The organism is Streptomyces sp. NPDC056628 (assembly GCF_042792555.1).
Taxonomy (GTDB): Bacteria; Actinomycetota; Actinomycetes; order Streptomycetales; family Streptomycetaceae; genus Streptomyces.
Map to the genome: position 1 here is coordinate 21,190 of NZ_JBHTWG010000005.1, position 14,234 is coordinate 35,423.

The 14,234-nt window shown below is 72.0% G+C and carries 11 protein-coding genes; 2 read left to right on the forward strand and 9 right to left on the reverse strand.

Annotated features, from left to right (window positions below):
* Positions 1 to 6 precede the first annotated feature (6 nt).
* Entirely contained in the window at positions 7 to 1,398 is a 1,392-nt protein-coding gene (locus tag ACFRAC_RS09310) for an AI-2E family transporter (RefSeq protein ID WP_382922768.1), read from the forward strand.
* 15 nt (positions 1,399 to 1,413) lie between these two features.
* Here ACFRAC_RS09310 and ACFRAC_RS09315 read toward each other — a convergent pair whose 3' ends face one another.
* The 6 genes from ACFRAC_RS09315 to ACFRAC_RS09340 form a co-directional block, all read right to left on the reverse strand.
* Positions 1,414 to 1,953: a carboxymuconolactone decarboxylase family protein gene (locus ACFRAC_RS09315; protein ID WP_382922770.1), complete on the reverse strand. Its 540-nt coding sequence runs from the start codon at positions 1,951 to 1,953 to the stop codon at positions 1,414 to 1,416.
* Positions 1,954 to 2,081: 128 nt separating this feature from the next.
* Positions 2,082 to 4,418 carry an ABC transporter permease gene (locus ACFRAC_RS09320; RefSeq protein ID WP_382922772.1) on the reverse strand — a complete coding sequence of 779 codons (2,337 nt, stop codon included), beginning with the start codon at positions 4,416 to 4,418 and terminating at the stop codon, positions 2,082 to 2,084.
* The gene (locus tag ACFRAC_RS09325) at positions 4,415 to 5,104 is read right to left on the reverse strand and encodes an ABC transporter ATP-binding protein (RefSeq protein WP_382922774.1); all 690 of its coding nucleotides are present in this window, start codon (positions 5,102 to 5,104) and stop codon (positions 4,415 to 4,417) included. Before ACFRAC_RS09325 ends, ACFRAC_RS09320 begins: the two co-directional genes overlap by 4 nt.
* On the reverse strand, positions 5,101 to 5,625 hold the full coding sequence (locus ACFRAC_RS09330; protein WP_382922776.1) for a PadR family transcriptional regulator: 525 nt from the start codon (positions 5,623 to 5,625) through the stop codon (positions 5,101 to 5,103). Before ACFRAC_RS09330 ends, ACFRAC_RS09325 begins: the two co-directional genes overlap by 4 nt.
* A gap of 105 nt (positions 5,626 to 5,730) precedes the next feature.
* The gene (locus ACFRAC_RS09335; protein WP_361345077.1) at positions 5,731 to 5,976 is read right to left on the reverse strand and encodes a hypothetical protein; all 246 of its coding nucleotides are present in this window, start codon (positions 5,974 to 5,976) and stop codon (positions 5,731 to 5,733) included.
* Positions 5,973 to 6,920: an SPFH domain-containing protein gene (locus ACFRAC_RS09340; protein ID WP_382922778.1), complete on the reverse strand. Its 948-nt coding sequence runs from the start codon at positions 6,918 to 6,920 to the stop codon at positions 5,973 to 5,975. The genes ACFRAC_RS09335 and ACFRAC_RS09340 overlap by 4 nt, the downstream gene beginning before the upstream one ends.
* A gap of 261 nt (positions 6,921 to 7,181) precedes the next feature.
* Between ACFRAC_RS09340 and ACFRAC_RS09345 the strand changes: the two genes are divergently transcribed.
* The gene (locus ACFRAC_RS09345; RefSeq protein WP_382922780.1) at positions 7,182 to 9,581 is read left to right on the forward strand and encodes a transglycosylase domain-containing protein; all 2,400 of its coding nucleotides are present in this window, start codon (positions 7,182 to 7,184) and stop codon (positions 9,579 to 9,581) included.
* Positions 9,582 to 9,618: 37 nt separating this feature from the next.
* On the opposite strand, the gene ACFRAC_RS09350 is transcribed toward ACFRAC_RS09345, so the two are convergent.
* From ACFRAC_RS09350 to ACFRAC_RS09360, 3 genes are all read right to left on the reverse strand, one after another.
* On the reverse strand, positions 9,619 to 11,730 hold the full coding sequence (locus tag ACFRAC_RS09350; protein WP_382922782.1) for a SpoIIE family protein phosphatase: 2,112 nt from the start codon (positions 11,728 to 11,730) through the stop codon (positions 9,619 to 9,621).
* A gap of 283 nt (positions 11,731 to 12,013) precedes the next feature.
* Complete coding sequence (locus ACFRAC_RS09355) at positions 12,014 to 12,709, reverse strand: DUF402 domain-containing protein (RefSeq protein WP_382922784.1); 696 nt, start codon at positions 12,707 to 12,709, stop codon at positions 12,014 to 12,016.
* Between the two features lie 71 nt (positions 12,710 to 12,780).
* Positions 12,781 to 14,184: a class II fumarate hydratase gene (locus tag ACFRAC_RS09360; RefSeq protein ID WP_382922786.1), complete on the reverse strand. Its 1,404-nt coding sequence runs from the start codon at positions 14,182 to 14,184 to the stop codon at positions 12,781 to 12,783.
* Positions 14,185 to 14,234: the final 50 nt, after the last annotated feature.

Genomic DNA, 14,234 nt, shown 5'->3' on the forward strand with positions numbered 1-14,234 from the left:
CGGATCATGTCACAAGTGCCAGGGTGGCTCGGCCGGCTCGGTGCCGGACTGACCGAAATGAGCGAGCGGTTGAACGAACGCCGTGCCGCGGCGGAGCGGGAGAGCGACGACCTCCCGTCCGGACGGCCGTCCGCCCGGCCCGCGGTCGGTGACGCCCCGGCGTCCCCGGGCACGGCACCGCGGCGCTCCGAGCAGCCGCCCGGGGCCCTCCCCCCGCGGCCCGACCCCGCCCACGCCGTGCCGTGGGGCATGCGGGTCGCCGCGGAGGCGGGCTGGCGGCTGCTGGTCCTCGCCGGGACCGTCTGGGTGCTGATGCGTGTCATCAGCGCCGTCCAGCTCGTCGTGCTGGCCTTCGTCATCGCCCTGCTCCTGACGGCGCTGATGCAGCCCTCGGTGGCCTGGCTGACCCGGCGCGGGGTCCCGCGCGGACTGGCCACCGCCCTCACCGCGATCCTCGGGTTCGTCGTCATCGGGCTGATGGGCTGGTTCGTGACCTGGCAGGTCATGGAGAACATCGACGACCTGTCCGACCAGATCCAGGACGGCATCGACGAACTGCGCAACTGGCTGCTGAACAGCCCGTTCCACGTCACCGACAAGCAGATCAACGAGATCGCGGAGAACCTGCGGGACGCCGTCGGCGCCAACACCGACGAGATCACCTCGGCCGGCCTCGAAGGCGTGACGGTCATCGTCGAGGCCCTCACCGGCATCCTGCTGTCGGTCTTCTCGACGCTGTTCCTGCTCTACGACGGCAAGCGGATCTGGCAGTGGACCCTCAAGCTGGTCCCGGCCGCCGCCCGGCCCGGTGTCGCGGGCGCCGGACCGCGGGCCTGGGCGACGCTCACGGCGTATGTGCGCGGCACGGTCGTGGTCGCCCTCATCGACGCCGTGTTCATCGGCATCGGCATCTACTTCCTGGACGTGCCGATGGCCGTCCCGCTCGCCGTGTTCATCTTCCTGTTCTCCTTCATCCCGCTGGTCGGCGCGGTGGCGTCGGGCGCGCTCGCGGTGGTCGTGGCCCTGGTCACCCAGGGCGTGTTCACCGCCGTGATGACCCTCGTCGTGGTGCTCGCGGTCCAGCAGATCGAGGGCCACATCCTCCAGCCGTTCATCCTCGGCCGCGCGGTCCGCGTGCATCCGCTGGCGGTCGTGCTGGCGGTGGCGGCCGGCGGCATGGTGGCCGGGATCGGCGGCGCCGTGGTGGCCGTACCGCTGGTGGCGGTGACGAACACGATCGTGGGCTATCTGCGGCGGTACTCGGAGGAGATGGACCTGGCGGGCGGTCACGCCCCGCCGGCACCGGCCGTCCCCGGGCCCGCGGGCGAGCCCGTCGAGGCCGTGGACGATCCCGCCGGGGGTCCGGCAGCCGAAGGGGAGCCGGCGCCTCAGGGGTGAGCGGACGGCCGGCGTCTACTCGATGCCGGCCAGCACGTCCTCGGCGTCCAGCGTGACGCCGACGGCCTGGACCACCGACGCGATCCTGAAGGCGTCCTGGACCGTCTCCCGGTCCACGCCCGCCTTGCGCAGCACCCGCTCGTGCGCGTCGAGGCACAGACCGCAGGCGTTGATCGCGGACACGGCGAGCGACCACAGCTCGAAGTCGACCTTGGCCACCCCCGGGTCACCGAGGACGTTCATCCGCAGGCCCGTGCGCAGGGTGCCGTACCCGGGGTCGGACAGCAGGTGCCGGGTGCGGTGGAAGACGTTGTTCACCGCCATCACGGCGGCCGCGGACTTCGCCGCCGTATACGCCTCGGGCGACAGCTTCGCCTTCGCCTCCGGCGCCAGCTCGCGCAGTACGACGGGGGAGCGGGAGGCGATCGCGGTGGCCAGCACCGTGCCCCACAGCTGCTGCGTGGTGAGGCCGGAACGGCCGAGGACGGCGTCGAGGTTGCGCCTCAGGTCGTCGGCGTAGCCCGGCAGACGGGACTTCAGGGAGTCCAGGGACATGGCTCTCACTCCTGAGGGGACGGCGTACCCCACCGATCCTGGCACGGGTTGGCGACCGTACGGGTCACCGCGCGCGTACGGCCGCACCGCGCGAGGCGGTGCGGCCGCGGGCCGGGACGGGTGGGGCGTCATTCCGTGCGCAGGCCGTCCGGGCGCATCAACCGCATCAGCGGCGGCAGGCTGAGCAGGGTCACCACGATGATCACGGCCGCGCCGACGCCCGTCATCGACAGCATGCTCGCCCAGTCCACCGTGACCGGCGTGTCCGTCATCTTCAGCAGGACCGCGCCCAGCGTCACGCCCACCACCGCGGACAGCAGCAGCCCGAGGGCGATCGGGATGGCCGTCTGCCACAGCACCGACAGGCTCAGCGTCCGCCGCCGGGTGCCGAAGGCGACCAGCGACGACAGCAGCTTCCTGCGGTCCCGCAGCTGCTCCAGCTGGGAGACCAGCAGGCTGGCCCCGATCAGCGTCAGGACACAGACGGCGCCGACGAACAGACCGGTGCGGATGGTGGCGTAGCGCTTGGACGTCTCGGTGGCGTACCAGTTCATCGGGTACGACAGCGGGTCGGCGGCCACCGCCGCGTTCCGCACGAGGTCGTGCACGTTCGCCACGGTGTCGTCGAGCTGGAGGTACACCTGGCCGCGCAGTGCCGGCGCGGCCGACGGGTCCAGCGCCTTGGGCGTGAGGAGGAAGCCGCCGCGCTCGCCGCCCGTCAGGTCCTCGCGCGAGTGGGCCGGCCGCATCCCCTCCGGGATCTTCCAGGCGATCTCCTGGTGCCGCGGACTGCCCTCGTACGACGGGTCGAGGTACATCGTCCGGCCCGGCTGCCTCGCCAGCTTCGGGGTGGTCTGGTCCCACTCGGAGTCGGCGACGTAGAAGGCGTCACCGTCCCGGCAGGAGGGCAGGACGGCCACCTGGCGCAGCGAGGCGCAGTCGCCGACGCTGAGCTCGACACCGATGTCCGGTTCGCTGCGCTTGTCGCCCATGTAGCCCTGGGCGTAGGCGAAGACCCCCTTGACGCCCCGGGTGTCACGGAACCGCTCCACGGCCGGACCGAGTTCGCCCTGCCGGGACAGCGACACCTGCATCTGCGCCCGGGTGACGTCTTTGTCGCTGGCCTTCGTGTAGTCGCTCTCGACGCCGGCGAACAGCATCTGCAGCGCGATGGCACCGGCCACCGCCACCGCGACGCCGTTGACCATGCGGGCCGCCGTGCCGCTGCTCAGCTGGAGCCTGCGGACGGCGAGCTGCCAGGCCACCCCGCCCGAGCCGAGCCGGGAGACGACCGCCTCGACGACCCAGGGCAGCAGGGTGGTGACGCCGATGAGCAGCAGCAGCACACCGCCGATCACCAGGTACGCGTTGAAGGTGCCGTTCCTGCGGCCCTGGCCGATCATCGGCCACAGCATCGCCAGACCGCCGAGCGGCATCAGCAGCCGCCACCACAGCCGGCGCCGCGAGGGCTTCGCCGTGCGCACCACACCGAGCGGCTCGATCACCACGCCGCGCATCGCGAACAGGGTGACGACCACGGCCGCCGCGGGCACCGCGATGCCGACGAGCAGGGCCAGCGCGGGGGAGGGGTCCAGATAGCTCGGGAAGACGCTGATGCCGAACACCTCGACGGAGCCCGCGACCTGGCGGCCGACGAGGAAGAACACGGTGCCGAAGACCAGGCCCAGCACGGCGCCCGCGAGTGCCTCGCCGGCCGCGACCCGGCGGACCATGCGCCCGTCGGAGCCGACCAGACGCAGCGCGGCCAGCCGCCGGTCGCGCCGCTCGCCGCCGAAGCGGACGGCCGCGGCGATGAACACGGCCACCGGCATCAGCAGCACCACGAAGACGACGATGACCAGCAGCAGCAGGACGGGGTCGGTCTCCACCTTGGCGGGGCTGGTGTCCCCGAACCGGTCGATCCGGGCGACCCGGGCACCGTCGATCGCCTTCACGAGACCGTCGGCGCCCCGGAAGAAGGCGAGTTCCTGCGAGCCGATCAGCCCGCTCTCCCCGATGGTGCCGACGATCTTCTCGGGCAGCCGCTCACGCAGCTGCGCGGCGTCGTCCGATTTCAGGAGCCGTTCGAGGGCAGGGGAGACCACCATCTCACCCACCGCGGGGAAGCTGTCCACGCCCGGCGGCAGGGGGGCCTTCGCGTCCTCGCGCTCCAGGGCGCGGCCGCGGATGTCCTTGTCCCGCCAGTTCGTGTCCACGTCCGCGATCAGCAGACTGTGGTCGTTCGCCTTCGTGTCCTGTCGGCTGTAGTCGACGTCGGCGCGGGCGGTCTCCCGCTCGTGCCGGACCGACTGCATGCTGGGGACCGCGGTGGTGAGCAGCAGCAGCGCCACACCGAGGCCGACGCCGACGGCCGTCAGCAGGGCACGGACCCAGCCCTCGCGGCCGCCGACGAAGGCGAACCGGACCCCCATGCCGAGATCCCTGGCCCACTGACGCAGGTTCATACGACGCGCTCCATGTCCCGGGACTTGCCGTCGCGCACGACGATCTCGCGGTCGGAGTAGGCGGCGACCCGCGCCTCGTGCGTGACCAGCACGACGGCGGCGTTGGTGGACCGCGCGGCGTCCGTCAGCAGCTCCATCACACGCTCGCCGTTGAGGGAGTCGAGCGCTCCGGTCGGCTCGTCGGCGAAGAGCACCCGCGGGCTGGTGACCAGCGCGCGGGCGACGGCGACGCGCTGCCCCTGACCGCCGGAGACCTCGCCGGGCCGCTTCTTGCGCAGGTCGTCGACCTCCAGGCGCTCCATCCAGGTGAGCGCGGTCCGCTCGGCCTCCTTGCGGGGAGCGCCGTTGAGCCGCAGCGGCAGGGCGACGTTCTCGACGCAGGTCAGCTCGGGGACGAGCTGGCCGAACTGGAACACGAACCCGAACTCCGAGCGCCGCAGGGCGCTGCGCTGGGCGTCGTTCATGGTGGCCAGCTCGCGCCCGTTGTAGACGATGGACCCCGAGTCGGGCGGGACGATGCCGGCCAGGCAGTGCAGCAGCGTGGACTTGCCGGAGCCGGAGGGGCCCATGACGGCGACGACCTCGCCGGGGTGGATGGAGAAGTCCGCGCCGTCGAGGGCGAGGGTCGGGCCGTAGGCCTTGCGCAGCTCGGAGGCCGCGAGCAGGGAGCCGGGGGGCGGAGTCACTTGACCACCACCTCCGCCAGCTTGTCGAGACGGGCGGCGGTCAGCTCCAGCCAGCGCAGGTCGGCCTCCAGGTGGAAGAGCGCGTGGTCGCAGATCAGCTGGTCGGCCAGGTCGCCGTTGCGCTTGCGGTCGGTGAGGATGCGCATCATCCGCAGGTGCTCGGCGCGCTGGGTGTCGAGGATGTCGGCCGCGTCGCGCCGGGTCAGCAGGGCGAGGACGATCTTGGTGTAGAGGGTCGACTGGAGGTACGGCTCCGGCTTCTCCGGGGTCGCGAGCCACCGCTGGACGTCGGTGACCCCGGCGTCGGTGATCGCGTACCGCTTGCGCTCGGGCCCGCCTCCGGGCTCGATGCCGTCGACCTCGACGAGGCCGTTCTTCAGCAGACGGGACATCGTCGAATAGACCTGGCCGTAGTGCAGCGGCCGGTCGTGACCGAACTTCTCGTCGAAGGCCCGCTTCAGGTCGTAGCCGTGACGGGGGCCTGACTCCAGGAGCCCTAGAAGGGTGTGACCGATGGACATGCCGAGGACACTACACGGGGTGTATACCCGGCATGTATACGCACGGTGTGCAGTTGTTGGCGGGGGGTGTGAAAGCCCAGGTGAGGGCCCATTGTCACGGTTCTGCTACGGCGCCTCGGGCGGCCGAGCGGGGGGCCGGCCCCGGCGCGGGATCGGCCGGGTCTCACCGGGCAGCCGGCCCGCCTCGGCCAGCGCGCGCCGCAGCAGGAACTCGATCTGCGCGTTGGCGGAACGCAGTTCGTCGCCCGCCCAGCGGGCGAGCGCCTCGTACACGGCCGGGTCGAGCCGCAGCAGCACCTGCTTGCGCTGCGGCCGACCCTGCGGGGCGGAGCCCCCGGCGGAAGCCGTCACTGGTAGAGCGTCCCGGTGTTGAGGACCGGCTGCGGAGCCCGGTCGCCGCACAGCACCACCATCAGGTTCGACACCATCGCCGCCTTGCGCTCCTCGTCCAGCTCCACGATGTCCCGCTCGGAGATCCGCGCGAGTGCCGCCTCGACCATGCCCACCGCGCCGTCGACGATCTGCCGGCGGGCCGCGACGACCGCGCCGGCCTGCTGGCGCTGCAGCATCGCGGAGGCGATCTCGGGAGCGTACGCGAGATGCGTGAAGCGCGACTCGATGATCTGCACACCGGCGGCCTCCACGCGCGCGTGCAGCTCCGCGGCCAGCTTCTCGGTGATCTCCTCGGCGTTGCCGCGCAGCGAGAGGCCGGTCTCGTCGTGGGCGTCGTACGGGTACTCGATGGCGATGTGCCGCACGGCCGCCTCGGTCTGCGTCGAGACGAACTCCAGGAAGTCGTCCACCTCGAACGTGGCCTGCGCGGTGTCCTCGACCCGCCACACCACGACCGCGGCCAGCTCGATCGGGTTGCCGTAGGCGTCGTTGACCTTCAGGACGGCCGTCTCGTGGTTGCGCACCCGCGTCGAGATCTTCGTGCGCGAGGTGAACGGGTTCACCCAGCGCAGGCCGTCCTGCCGGATCGTCCCCCGGTAGCGGCCGAAGAGCTGGACCACCCGGGCCTCGCCCGGCGCGACCATGTTCAGCCCGGACATCGCGAGCAGTGCGGCGACCGCGACCAGGACGCCGGCGACGATCAGGGCCGCCCTGCCCCCGTCCCCGGTGACCGCCGTGGCGCCGGCGATCAGCCCCGCGCCCACCAGCAGCCCGACCAGGCCCAGCAGCAGGGCGAGCCCGCCGCCGATGCTGTGGGCGGCGACCTCGCGCACCCGCGGCGCGGGCATCTCCGGCACGTCGGCCGTGGCGGCCGTCGCCGTGTCGTTCCTGTCGTTCGGCATGGTGGTGCCCCCGTTCGTGTAAATGATGTCATACGACTAGCTAACTGATAGCAGATTACCCTCCGCGGGCAACCTTGAAGCCCCCTGAGCCGTCGGTTCCGTTGGGTGGGTGCTGATTGTCACGTCCGCAAAAGCCCGGATCAGCCGCCCTTTGTCACAACTTCCGGTGTTAGCTTTCGGAGCTGACCGGAAGCGGCGAACCCGGGTGTCAGGAGCACGCGCGCCCAAGCGACGCGGAGCGGAACGGAGCGGAACGGAGCCATGGGACGAGCGGAAGAGAGACGAGCGCGGCAGCGTGGTGGCCGTCGCGCGGCGCCCCGGCGCTCCCCCGGAGTGCCCCCGCACGCCGGGGACGACCCCTCGGTGACCGTCGTCGGCGCCCCGTCCGACGCCGGCGGGGGCCGCGCCGCCGCCCGCCGCGCCGCCAAGGGCGCGGGCGGCAGGAACACGGGTGGCAAGGGCCGCATACGCCGGCTGTTCACCTGGAAGAAGGTCCTCGGCACCTTCCTGGGCACCTGCCTGCTGGTCATCGGCGCCTTCTTCGCCCTCTACCTGTACGTCGACGTCCCCGGCGACAACGCCGCCGCCCAGGCCGCGCAGCGCCAGAGCAACGTCTACAAGTACAGCGACGGCAGCGTCCTCGCCCGCGCCGGCGACGTCAACCGCGAGATCGTGGACCTGTCCAAGGTCCCGAAGAGGGTCCAGTACACCTTCGTCGCCGCCGAGAACAAGAGCTTCTACAGCGACCACGGCATCGACCTGAAGGGCACCGCCCGCGGTCTGCTCAACACCGTGATGGGCAGGGGAGCGCAGGGCGGCTCGACCATCACCCAGCAGTACGTCAAGAACTACTACCTCAGCCAGGAGCAGACGGTCAGCCGCAAGCTCAGGGAGATGGTCATCTCCCTGAAGGTCGACCGCCAGATGTCCAAGGACGACATCCTCGCCGGGTACATCAACACCAGCTACTACGGCCGCGGCGCGTACGGCATCCAGGCCGCCGCCCAGGCGTACTACCGCGTCGACGCCGACAAGCTGACCGTCCAGCAGGGCGCCTATCTCGCCGCCCTGCTCCAGGCGCCGAGCCAGTACGACTGGGCGACCGCGTCCGGGACCGGCAAGAGGCTCGTCACCGACCGCTGGAACTACGTGCTGGACAACATGGTCGAGGAAGGCTGGCTGGACCGCTCCGAGCGCCAGAGCATGACCAAGCTGCCGGAGCCCAGGGAGCCCAAGCCCGCCGCCGGGCGCGAGGGCCAGAAGGGCTACCTGATCGAGCTCGCCAACCGCCAGCTGGAGGACCAGCTGATGCGGCAGCAGGGCCTCACCCGCTCCCAGGCCGAGGCAGCCGTCGTCGACCAGGGCTGGACCATCACCCTCAACGTCGACAAGAAGCGGCAGGCCGCCCTGGAGAGGGCCGTCAAGGCCGAACTCACCCGCAAGCTCGACCCGAAGAAGCGCAAGGTCGACGCCAACGTCCAGGCAGGCGCCGTCTCCGTCGACCCGAAGACGGGGAAGATCGTCGCCCTCTACGGCGGCGTGGACTACTTCAAGCACTACACGAGCAACGCCACCCGCACCGACTACCAGCCCGCCTCCACGTTCAAGCCGGTGATCCTGGCGGCCGCCCTGGAGAAGGCGGCCCAGACCCAGGACGGCGACCCCATCACCGCCGACACCGTCTACGACGGCACCAGCAAGCGCCCCGTCGTGGACGGCGGGACCAAGGTCGGGTTCGCCCCGCAGAACGAGGACGACCGGGACTACGGCGACATCACCGTGCAGACGGCGATGAACAAGTCCGTCAACTCCGTCTTCGCGCAGCTGGGTGTCGACGTCGGCATGAAGGACGTCATGGACGTGGCCGACGCGCTCGGCATGGACACCGCCGACGCCCAGGCCGTGCCCGCCCAGACCCTGGGCACCATGGGCGCCAGCCCGCTCCAGATGGCCGGCGTGTACGCCACCCTCGACAACCACGGCAAGAAGGTCACCCCCGGCATCCTCAAGAAGGCCGAGCACAACACCCGCCAGGTCGACATCGCCGACCCCATCGGCGAACGCGTCCTCTCCCGCCGCGCCGCGGACACCGTCACCTCCGTCCTGACCGGGGTGGTCGACGACGGCACGGCCCGCGACGCCGTGGCGAACAACCCCAAGCGCAGCGGGCAGAAGGTCGCCGGCAAGACCGGCACCTCCGACGACAACAAGTCCGCCTGGTTCACCGGCTACACGCCCGACCTGGTCACCTCGGTCGGCCTGTTCGGCGAGGACGCCAAGACCCACAGCCAGACCAAGATGTACGGCGCCGGCGGCCTCCCGCGTGTCAACGGCGGCGGCTTCCCCGCGCGGATCTGGGCCTCGTACATGTTCGGCGTGACGCAGCCTGACGCCCGGTTCAGCCTCGATACCGACCAGGGCGCCGGCGTCCGGCCGACCTGGACGCCGACCCCGTCGCAGACGCCGACCACCGAGGAGCCCTCCGACGAGCCCACCACGGAGGAACCGTCGGACGAGCCCACCACCCAGGAGCCGACCGACGAGCCCACCACCCAGGAGCCGACGGACGAGCCGACCACCCAGAAGCCCACGACCGACCCCACGGGCCGGCCCACGGGCGACGTCACCCTGGACCCCGTCAAGCCCGACGCCGCGGAGTAGATCCCGGCGGTGCCGCGTCCTTGCGGGGACGCGGCGCTCAGCCGCGGTTCAGCTCGAACCAGACCACCTTGCCGGTGCTCAGCCGGGTCGCGCCCCAGCGTCGCGCCAGCCGGTTCACCAGGTACAGCCCGCGCCCGTCCTCGTCCGTGGCCCGCGCCTGCCGCAGCCTCGGCAGTTGCGGCACGTCGTCGCCGACCTCGCAGCGCAGCACATCCGTGCGCAGCAGCCGCAGCGTCACCGGACGGGAGGCGTAACGGACCGCGTTGGTCACGATCTCGCTGACCAGCAGCTCCACGGAGTCGCTCAGCTCCTCCAGCCCCCAGCCCGCCAGCGCCCCCCGGACCAGCCGGCGGGCCTGTCCCGGCGCCGCGTCCTCCGGGTCCAGATGCCAGTACGCCACATCGCTCGGCGCGATCCCGTCGAACCGGGCGGCGAGCAGCGCGATGTCGTCGTCACGGTCACCGGGACCGAGCATGTCCAGCACGTCGTCGCACAGCGCCTCCAGCGGCGGCGGATGGTCCGCGCCGGTGAGCTGCGCCGTCGCGGCGAGCTTCTCCCGCAGCTGCTCTATCCCGGTCCACACGTCGCGCAGCCGCGACTCCACCAGACCGTCGGTGTACAGCAGCAGCGTCGCCCCCGCGGGCGCGTCCAGCTCCACCGCCTCGAAGTCGACACCGCCGACGCCGATCGGCGCGCCCGCCGGCACCCGCAGCACTTCCGCGTGTCCGCCCAGATGCAGCAGGACCGGCGGCGGATGGCCCGCGTTGGCGATCGTGATGCGGTGCGACACCGGGTCGTACACCGCGTACAGGCAGGTCGCCATACGGTCGGTGCCCAGCCGCTGCGCCTGCTCGTCCAGATGGTGCAGCACCTCCTGCGGCGGCAGATCGAGACCCGCGAGGGTCTGCGCCGTCGTCCGCAGCTGGCCCATGATCGCGGCCGACGTCATGGAGTGCCCCATGACGTCACCCACGACCAGCGCCACCCGGCTGCCCGGCAGCGGGATGGCGTCGTACCAGTCACCGCCCACCCGCGCGGTCTCCGCGGCCGGGAGATAGCGCGAGGCGAGCCGCACCCCCGTCGGCCGCGGCAGCGTCTCCGGCAGCATCGTGCGCTGCAACTCGTCCGCGATGTACGCCTCACGGCCGTACAGCACCGCCTTGTCGATGCCCAGCGCGCTGTGCGTGGCCAGCTGGGCCGCGACCAGCAGGTCGTCCGGTTCGAACGCGAGCCGCTCCGGCCGGCGCAGGAACACCGCCGCGCCGATCACCCGGCGCCGGCCCCGCAGCGGGGCCAGGATCGCGCGCTGCCCGTCGGGGATGATCGACTCGCTCTCCTCGCCGAGGAGTTCCGGCAGCGCGGCCCGCGCGGCGGGCGCGTCCGCGAACACCGGGCGCACCCCGCGCAGCACCTCGGCGAGCGCGCCCCCCGGGCGCACCTCGCACAGCTCCGCCGTCACCGACGACAGCCCGGCCAGCTCGGCCGGCTCCACCGGCGGCGCCGGCGGCAGGAAGCCCTCGGTGTCCCGCTCCTCCGGGATGCGGTCCGTGCGGCGCAGCCGCAGCACCACCGGCCCCGTCGGCCGCTCGTCACCGACCGGCAGCGGGTCCCGCAGATACACGAGGATCGCGTCGGAGAACGTCGGCACGGTCGCCCGGCACAGCCCCATCACGATCTCGTCCAGGTCCAGGCCGCGGGCGATCCGCCGCGTGGCGGCGCCCACGAAACGCAGCCGGTCCCCGTCCCGCCGCATCGGCGTGGGACGGCCCGGCTGCACCGGTTGGCCCGTGCGCCGCTCGGCGGACGCCGGGGGCTGCTCGGCGCCCGGCTGCGGAGGAATCGCTTCCGGTGCGGGCCGTGGCCGGTGCGCGTCGGGCTCGGCGACGGAGGGCTGCGCATGCTCGGGACCGTTGCCGACGATGACTGGGGGCTCCTTGCTCGGGCCGGACGGTGCGGTGGTGCCCGGCGTGGAAGGGGTCTCTCCGGTGCGCGCCTGCGCGGGTAACGCGGCACCGCCACCGGAGGGGCGCGCCGACGCGGCGCGGGGCCCCGAGGCACGCGTGAGCGCCCCGCGGGGCTCCGCGGGGTCGACGCCCGCCTCGGGGCGCTCGTAGGAGGTCGGCTGCTCCGTCACGCCTTTCGAATCCATCCGTCCGGGGCCGCGCGCCACGCGTGCAGTTCGTCCCGCCGAGACTCCGATACCCGGAATACATGTCCCAGGAACGGAAATCCCACGTGACCACAGGCAGTTCCTGTGCCACCGGTGCGGTGCCGGCGCCGGTCCGTGCCGGCGTCGCCCTGGTAACCCTCGCTCACATCCTGCCGCCCCTCGGTGACGATCGGTCAAGCCCGGCGCTTCGTCCGTCAGTTGTCTCCGCGCGCCCTTGCGGAGGACGATCCTACGTTTCTTGCAGGGGGGCGCATCAAGAGTCTCATGTAGACAGCCGCGCGGGCGTACGGTCCCAGTCCTCAGGCAAAGAAGGTACAGCCCAGGACGGATCGGGGCGCCAGTTCTGCCAGCCGTCGCAGAACGGCGGCCCCCACGCGCGGATCACCTCCACCGCCGCCTCCCCGGCCCGGCGCACCCGCCCGGCCAGCCGCTCGCCCACCAGTCCGTCCCGCCGGGCCTGCGCGAACTCGTCCTCGTCCCGCCAGTGCCAACTGCGGTCCGGGTGGACCGAGATGTCGAGGAAATGGTCCTCGGAGTCCACCCCGCCGGCCCAACGGGTCAGCGGCTCCTCCAGGTTCACGTACCAGTTCTTGAACCGCCAGCCCGGCTCCCAGAACAGCCACACCGACCACGGCTCACCGGGCCGGGCCAGCTTCAGCACCCCGGTCCCGAGCCAGCGGCCGTGCTGGACGGCGCGCGGCTTGGTGTACCGGGTCCGCAGCGGCTCCAGATGCACGGCCGTCCCGTCGGCCAGCACCGGCTTGACGCACTCCGTGCCCGGCGCGAGCCACACCGCCAGCAACCGCTCGTCGTCGCGTACGACGGTGACGGGACGCGCGATGTGGAAGCGCCGGCCCGCGTTCTCCCGGTACCGCCACAGGATGTGCGATCCGGGGGCCCAGGAGCCCGTCGACCCGCCCGCTTCCACTTCCGTCGTCACCGACCCGCCGTCTGCCATGCACAGATATTAGGTGCCCCAGGCATACGACGCTGCGAGACGGGTCACGGTTCACGCCTTCGTGACCGGCGTTACGGCCGTGTCATCCGCAACACGTCCAGGGCCTCGTCCAGCTGTTCCAGGGTCAGGTCGCCGCGCTCCACGTACCCGCCGTCCAGGACGACCTGGCGGATGGTGCGGCGCGTGGCGAGGGCCTTCTTGGCCACCTTGGCCGCCTCCTCGTACCCGATGTACTTGTTGAGCGGCGTGACGACCGACGGCGACGACTCCGCGTACTCCCGGGCCCGCTCGCGGTGCGCGACGATCCCGTCGACCGTGCGGTCGGCCAGCAGCCGGGAGACGTTCGCGAGGAGCCGCACCGACTCCAGGACGTTCTTCGCGATGACCGGCAGCATCACGTTCAGCTCGAAGTTGCCGGCCGCGCCCGCCGTCGCCACCGTCGCGTCGTTGCCGACGACCTGCGCGGCGACCATGAGCACGGCCTCCGGGATGACCGGGTTCACCTTGCCCGGCATGATCGACGACCCCGGCTGCAGATCGGGCAGGGAGATCTCGGCGAGCCCGGTGCGCGGCCCGGACGCCATCCAGCGCAGATCGTTGGCGATCTTCGTCAGCCCGACCGCGATGGTCCGCAGCTGCCCGCTGGTCTCCACGACGCCGTCCCGGGCGCCCTGCGCCTCGAAGTGGTCGCGCGCCTCGGTCAGCGGCAGCGAGGTCGCCCGGGCCACCTCCTCGATGACGGCGGCGGAGAAACCGGGCGGGGTGTTGATGCCGGTACCGACGGCCGTGCCGCCCAGCGGCAGCTCGGCGAGCCGGGGCAGCGAGGCCCGCAGCCGCTCGACGCCGTACCGCACCTGGGCCGCGTACCCGCCGAACTCCTGACCGAGCGTCACCGGCGTGGCGTCCATCAGATGGGTCCGCCCCGACTTCACGACGTCGCTGAACTCCCCGGCCTTGCGCTCCAGGGCCGCGGCGAGGTGCTCCAGCGCCGGGATCAGGTCCCGGGTGACGGCGGCGGTGGCCGCGATGTGGATGGAGGAGGGGAAGACGTCGTTGGACGACTGGGAGGCGTTGACGTGGTCGTTCGGGTGCACGTCCCGGCCGAGCCGCTCGGTCGCCAGGGTGGCGATGACCTCGTTGGTGTTCATGTTGGACGAGGTGCCTGACCCGGTCTGGAACACGTCGACGGGGAAGTGCTCGTCCCAACGGCCCTCGGCGACCTCCGCGGCCGCCTCCTGGATCGCCTCGGCGACGTCCTTGTCGAGCACCCCGAGCCGGGCGTTCACCTTCGCGGCGGCGCCCTTGATCCGGGCGAGCGCCTCGATGTGGGCGCGCTCGATGCGCTGCCCGGAGACGGGGAAGTTCTCCACGGCCCGCTGGGTCTGGGCCCGCCACTTGGCGTGCGCGGGCACCCGCACCTCGCCCATCGAGTCGTGCTCGGTGCGGTACTCGGTCCTGTCCTGCTCGTCGGTCATCGACGATCACCTCCACGTGTCACAGCGCCGGCACCCCGACCACTGTTCCC

Excerpts from the sequence above, each read along its gene's own strand:
- ACFRAC_RS09360 (WP_382922786.1), bottom strand. The coding sequence starts at position 14,184 with ATGACCGACGAGCAGGACAGGACCGAGTACCGCACCGAGCACGACTCG.
- ACFRAC_RS09345 (WP_382922780.1), top strand. The coding sequence starts at position 7,182 with ATGGGACGAGCGGAAGAGAGACGAGCGCGGCAGCGTGGTGGCCGTCGC.
- ACFRAC_RS09355 (WP_382922784.1), bottom strand. The coding sequence starts at position 12,709 with ATGGCAGACGGCGGGTCGGTGACGACGGAAGTGGAAGCGGGCGGGTCG.
- ACFRAC_RS09350 (WP_382922782.1), bottom strand. The coding sequence starts at position 11,730 with ATGGATTCGAAAGGCGTGACGGAGCAGCCGACCTCCTACGAGCGCCCC.
- ACFRAC_RS09315 (WP_382922770.1), bottom strand. The coding sequence starts at position 1,953 with ATGTCCCTGGACTCCCTGAAGTCCCGTCTGCCGGGCTACGCCGACGAC.
- ACFRAC_RS09340 (WP_382922778.1), bottom strand. The coding sequence starts at position 6,920 with ATGCCGAACGACAGGAACGACACGGCGACGGCCGCCACGGCCGACGTG.
- ACFRAC_RS09330 (WP_382922776.1), bottom strand. The coding sequence starts at position 5,625 with ATGTCCATCGGTCACACCCTTCTAGGGCTCCTGGAGTCAGGCCCCCGT.
- ACFRAC_RS09320 (WP_382922772.1), bottom strand. The coding sequence starts at position 4,418 with ATGAACCTGCGTCAGTGGGCCAGGGATCTCGGCATGGGGGTCCGGTTC.
- ACFRAC_RS09310 (WP_382922768.1), top strand. The coding sequence starts at position 7 with ATGTCACAAGTGCCAGGGTGGCTCGGCCGGCTCGGTGCCGGACTGACC.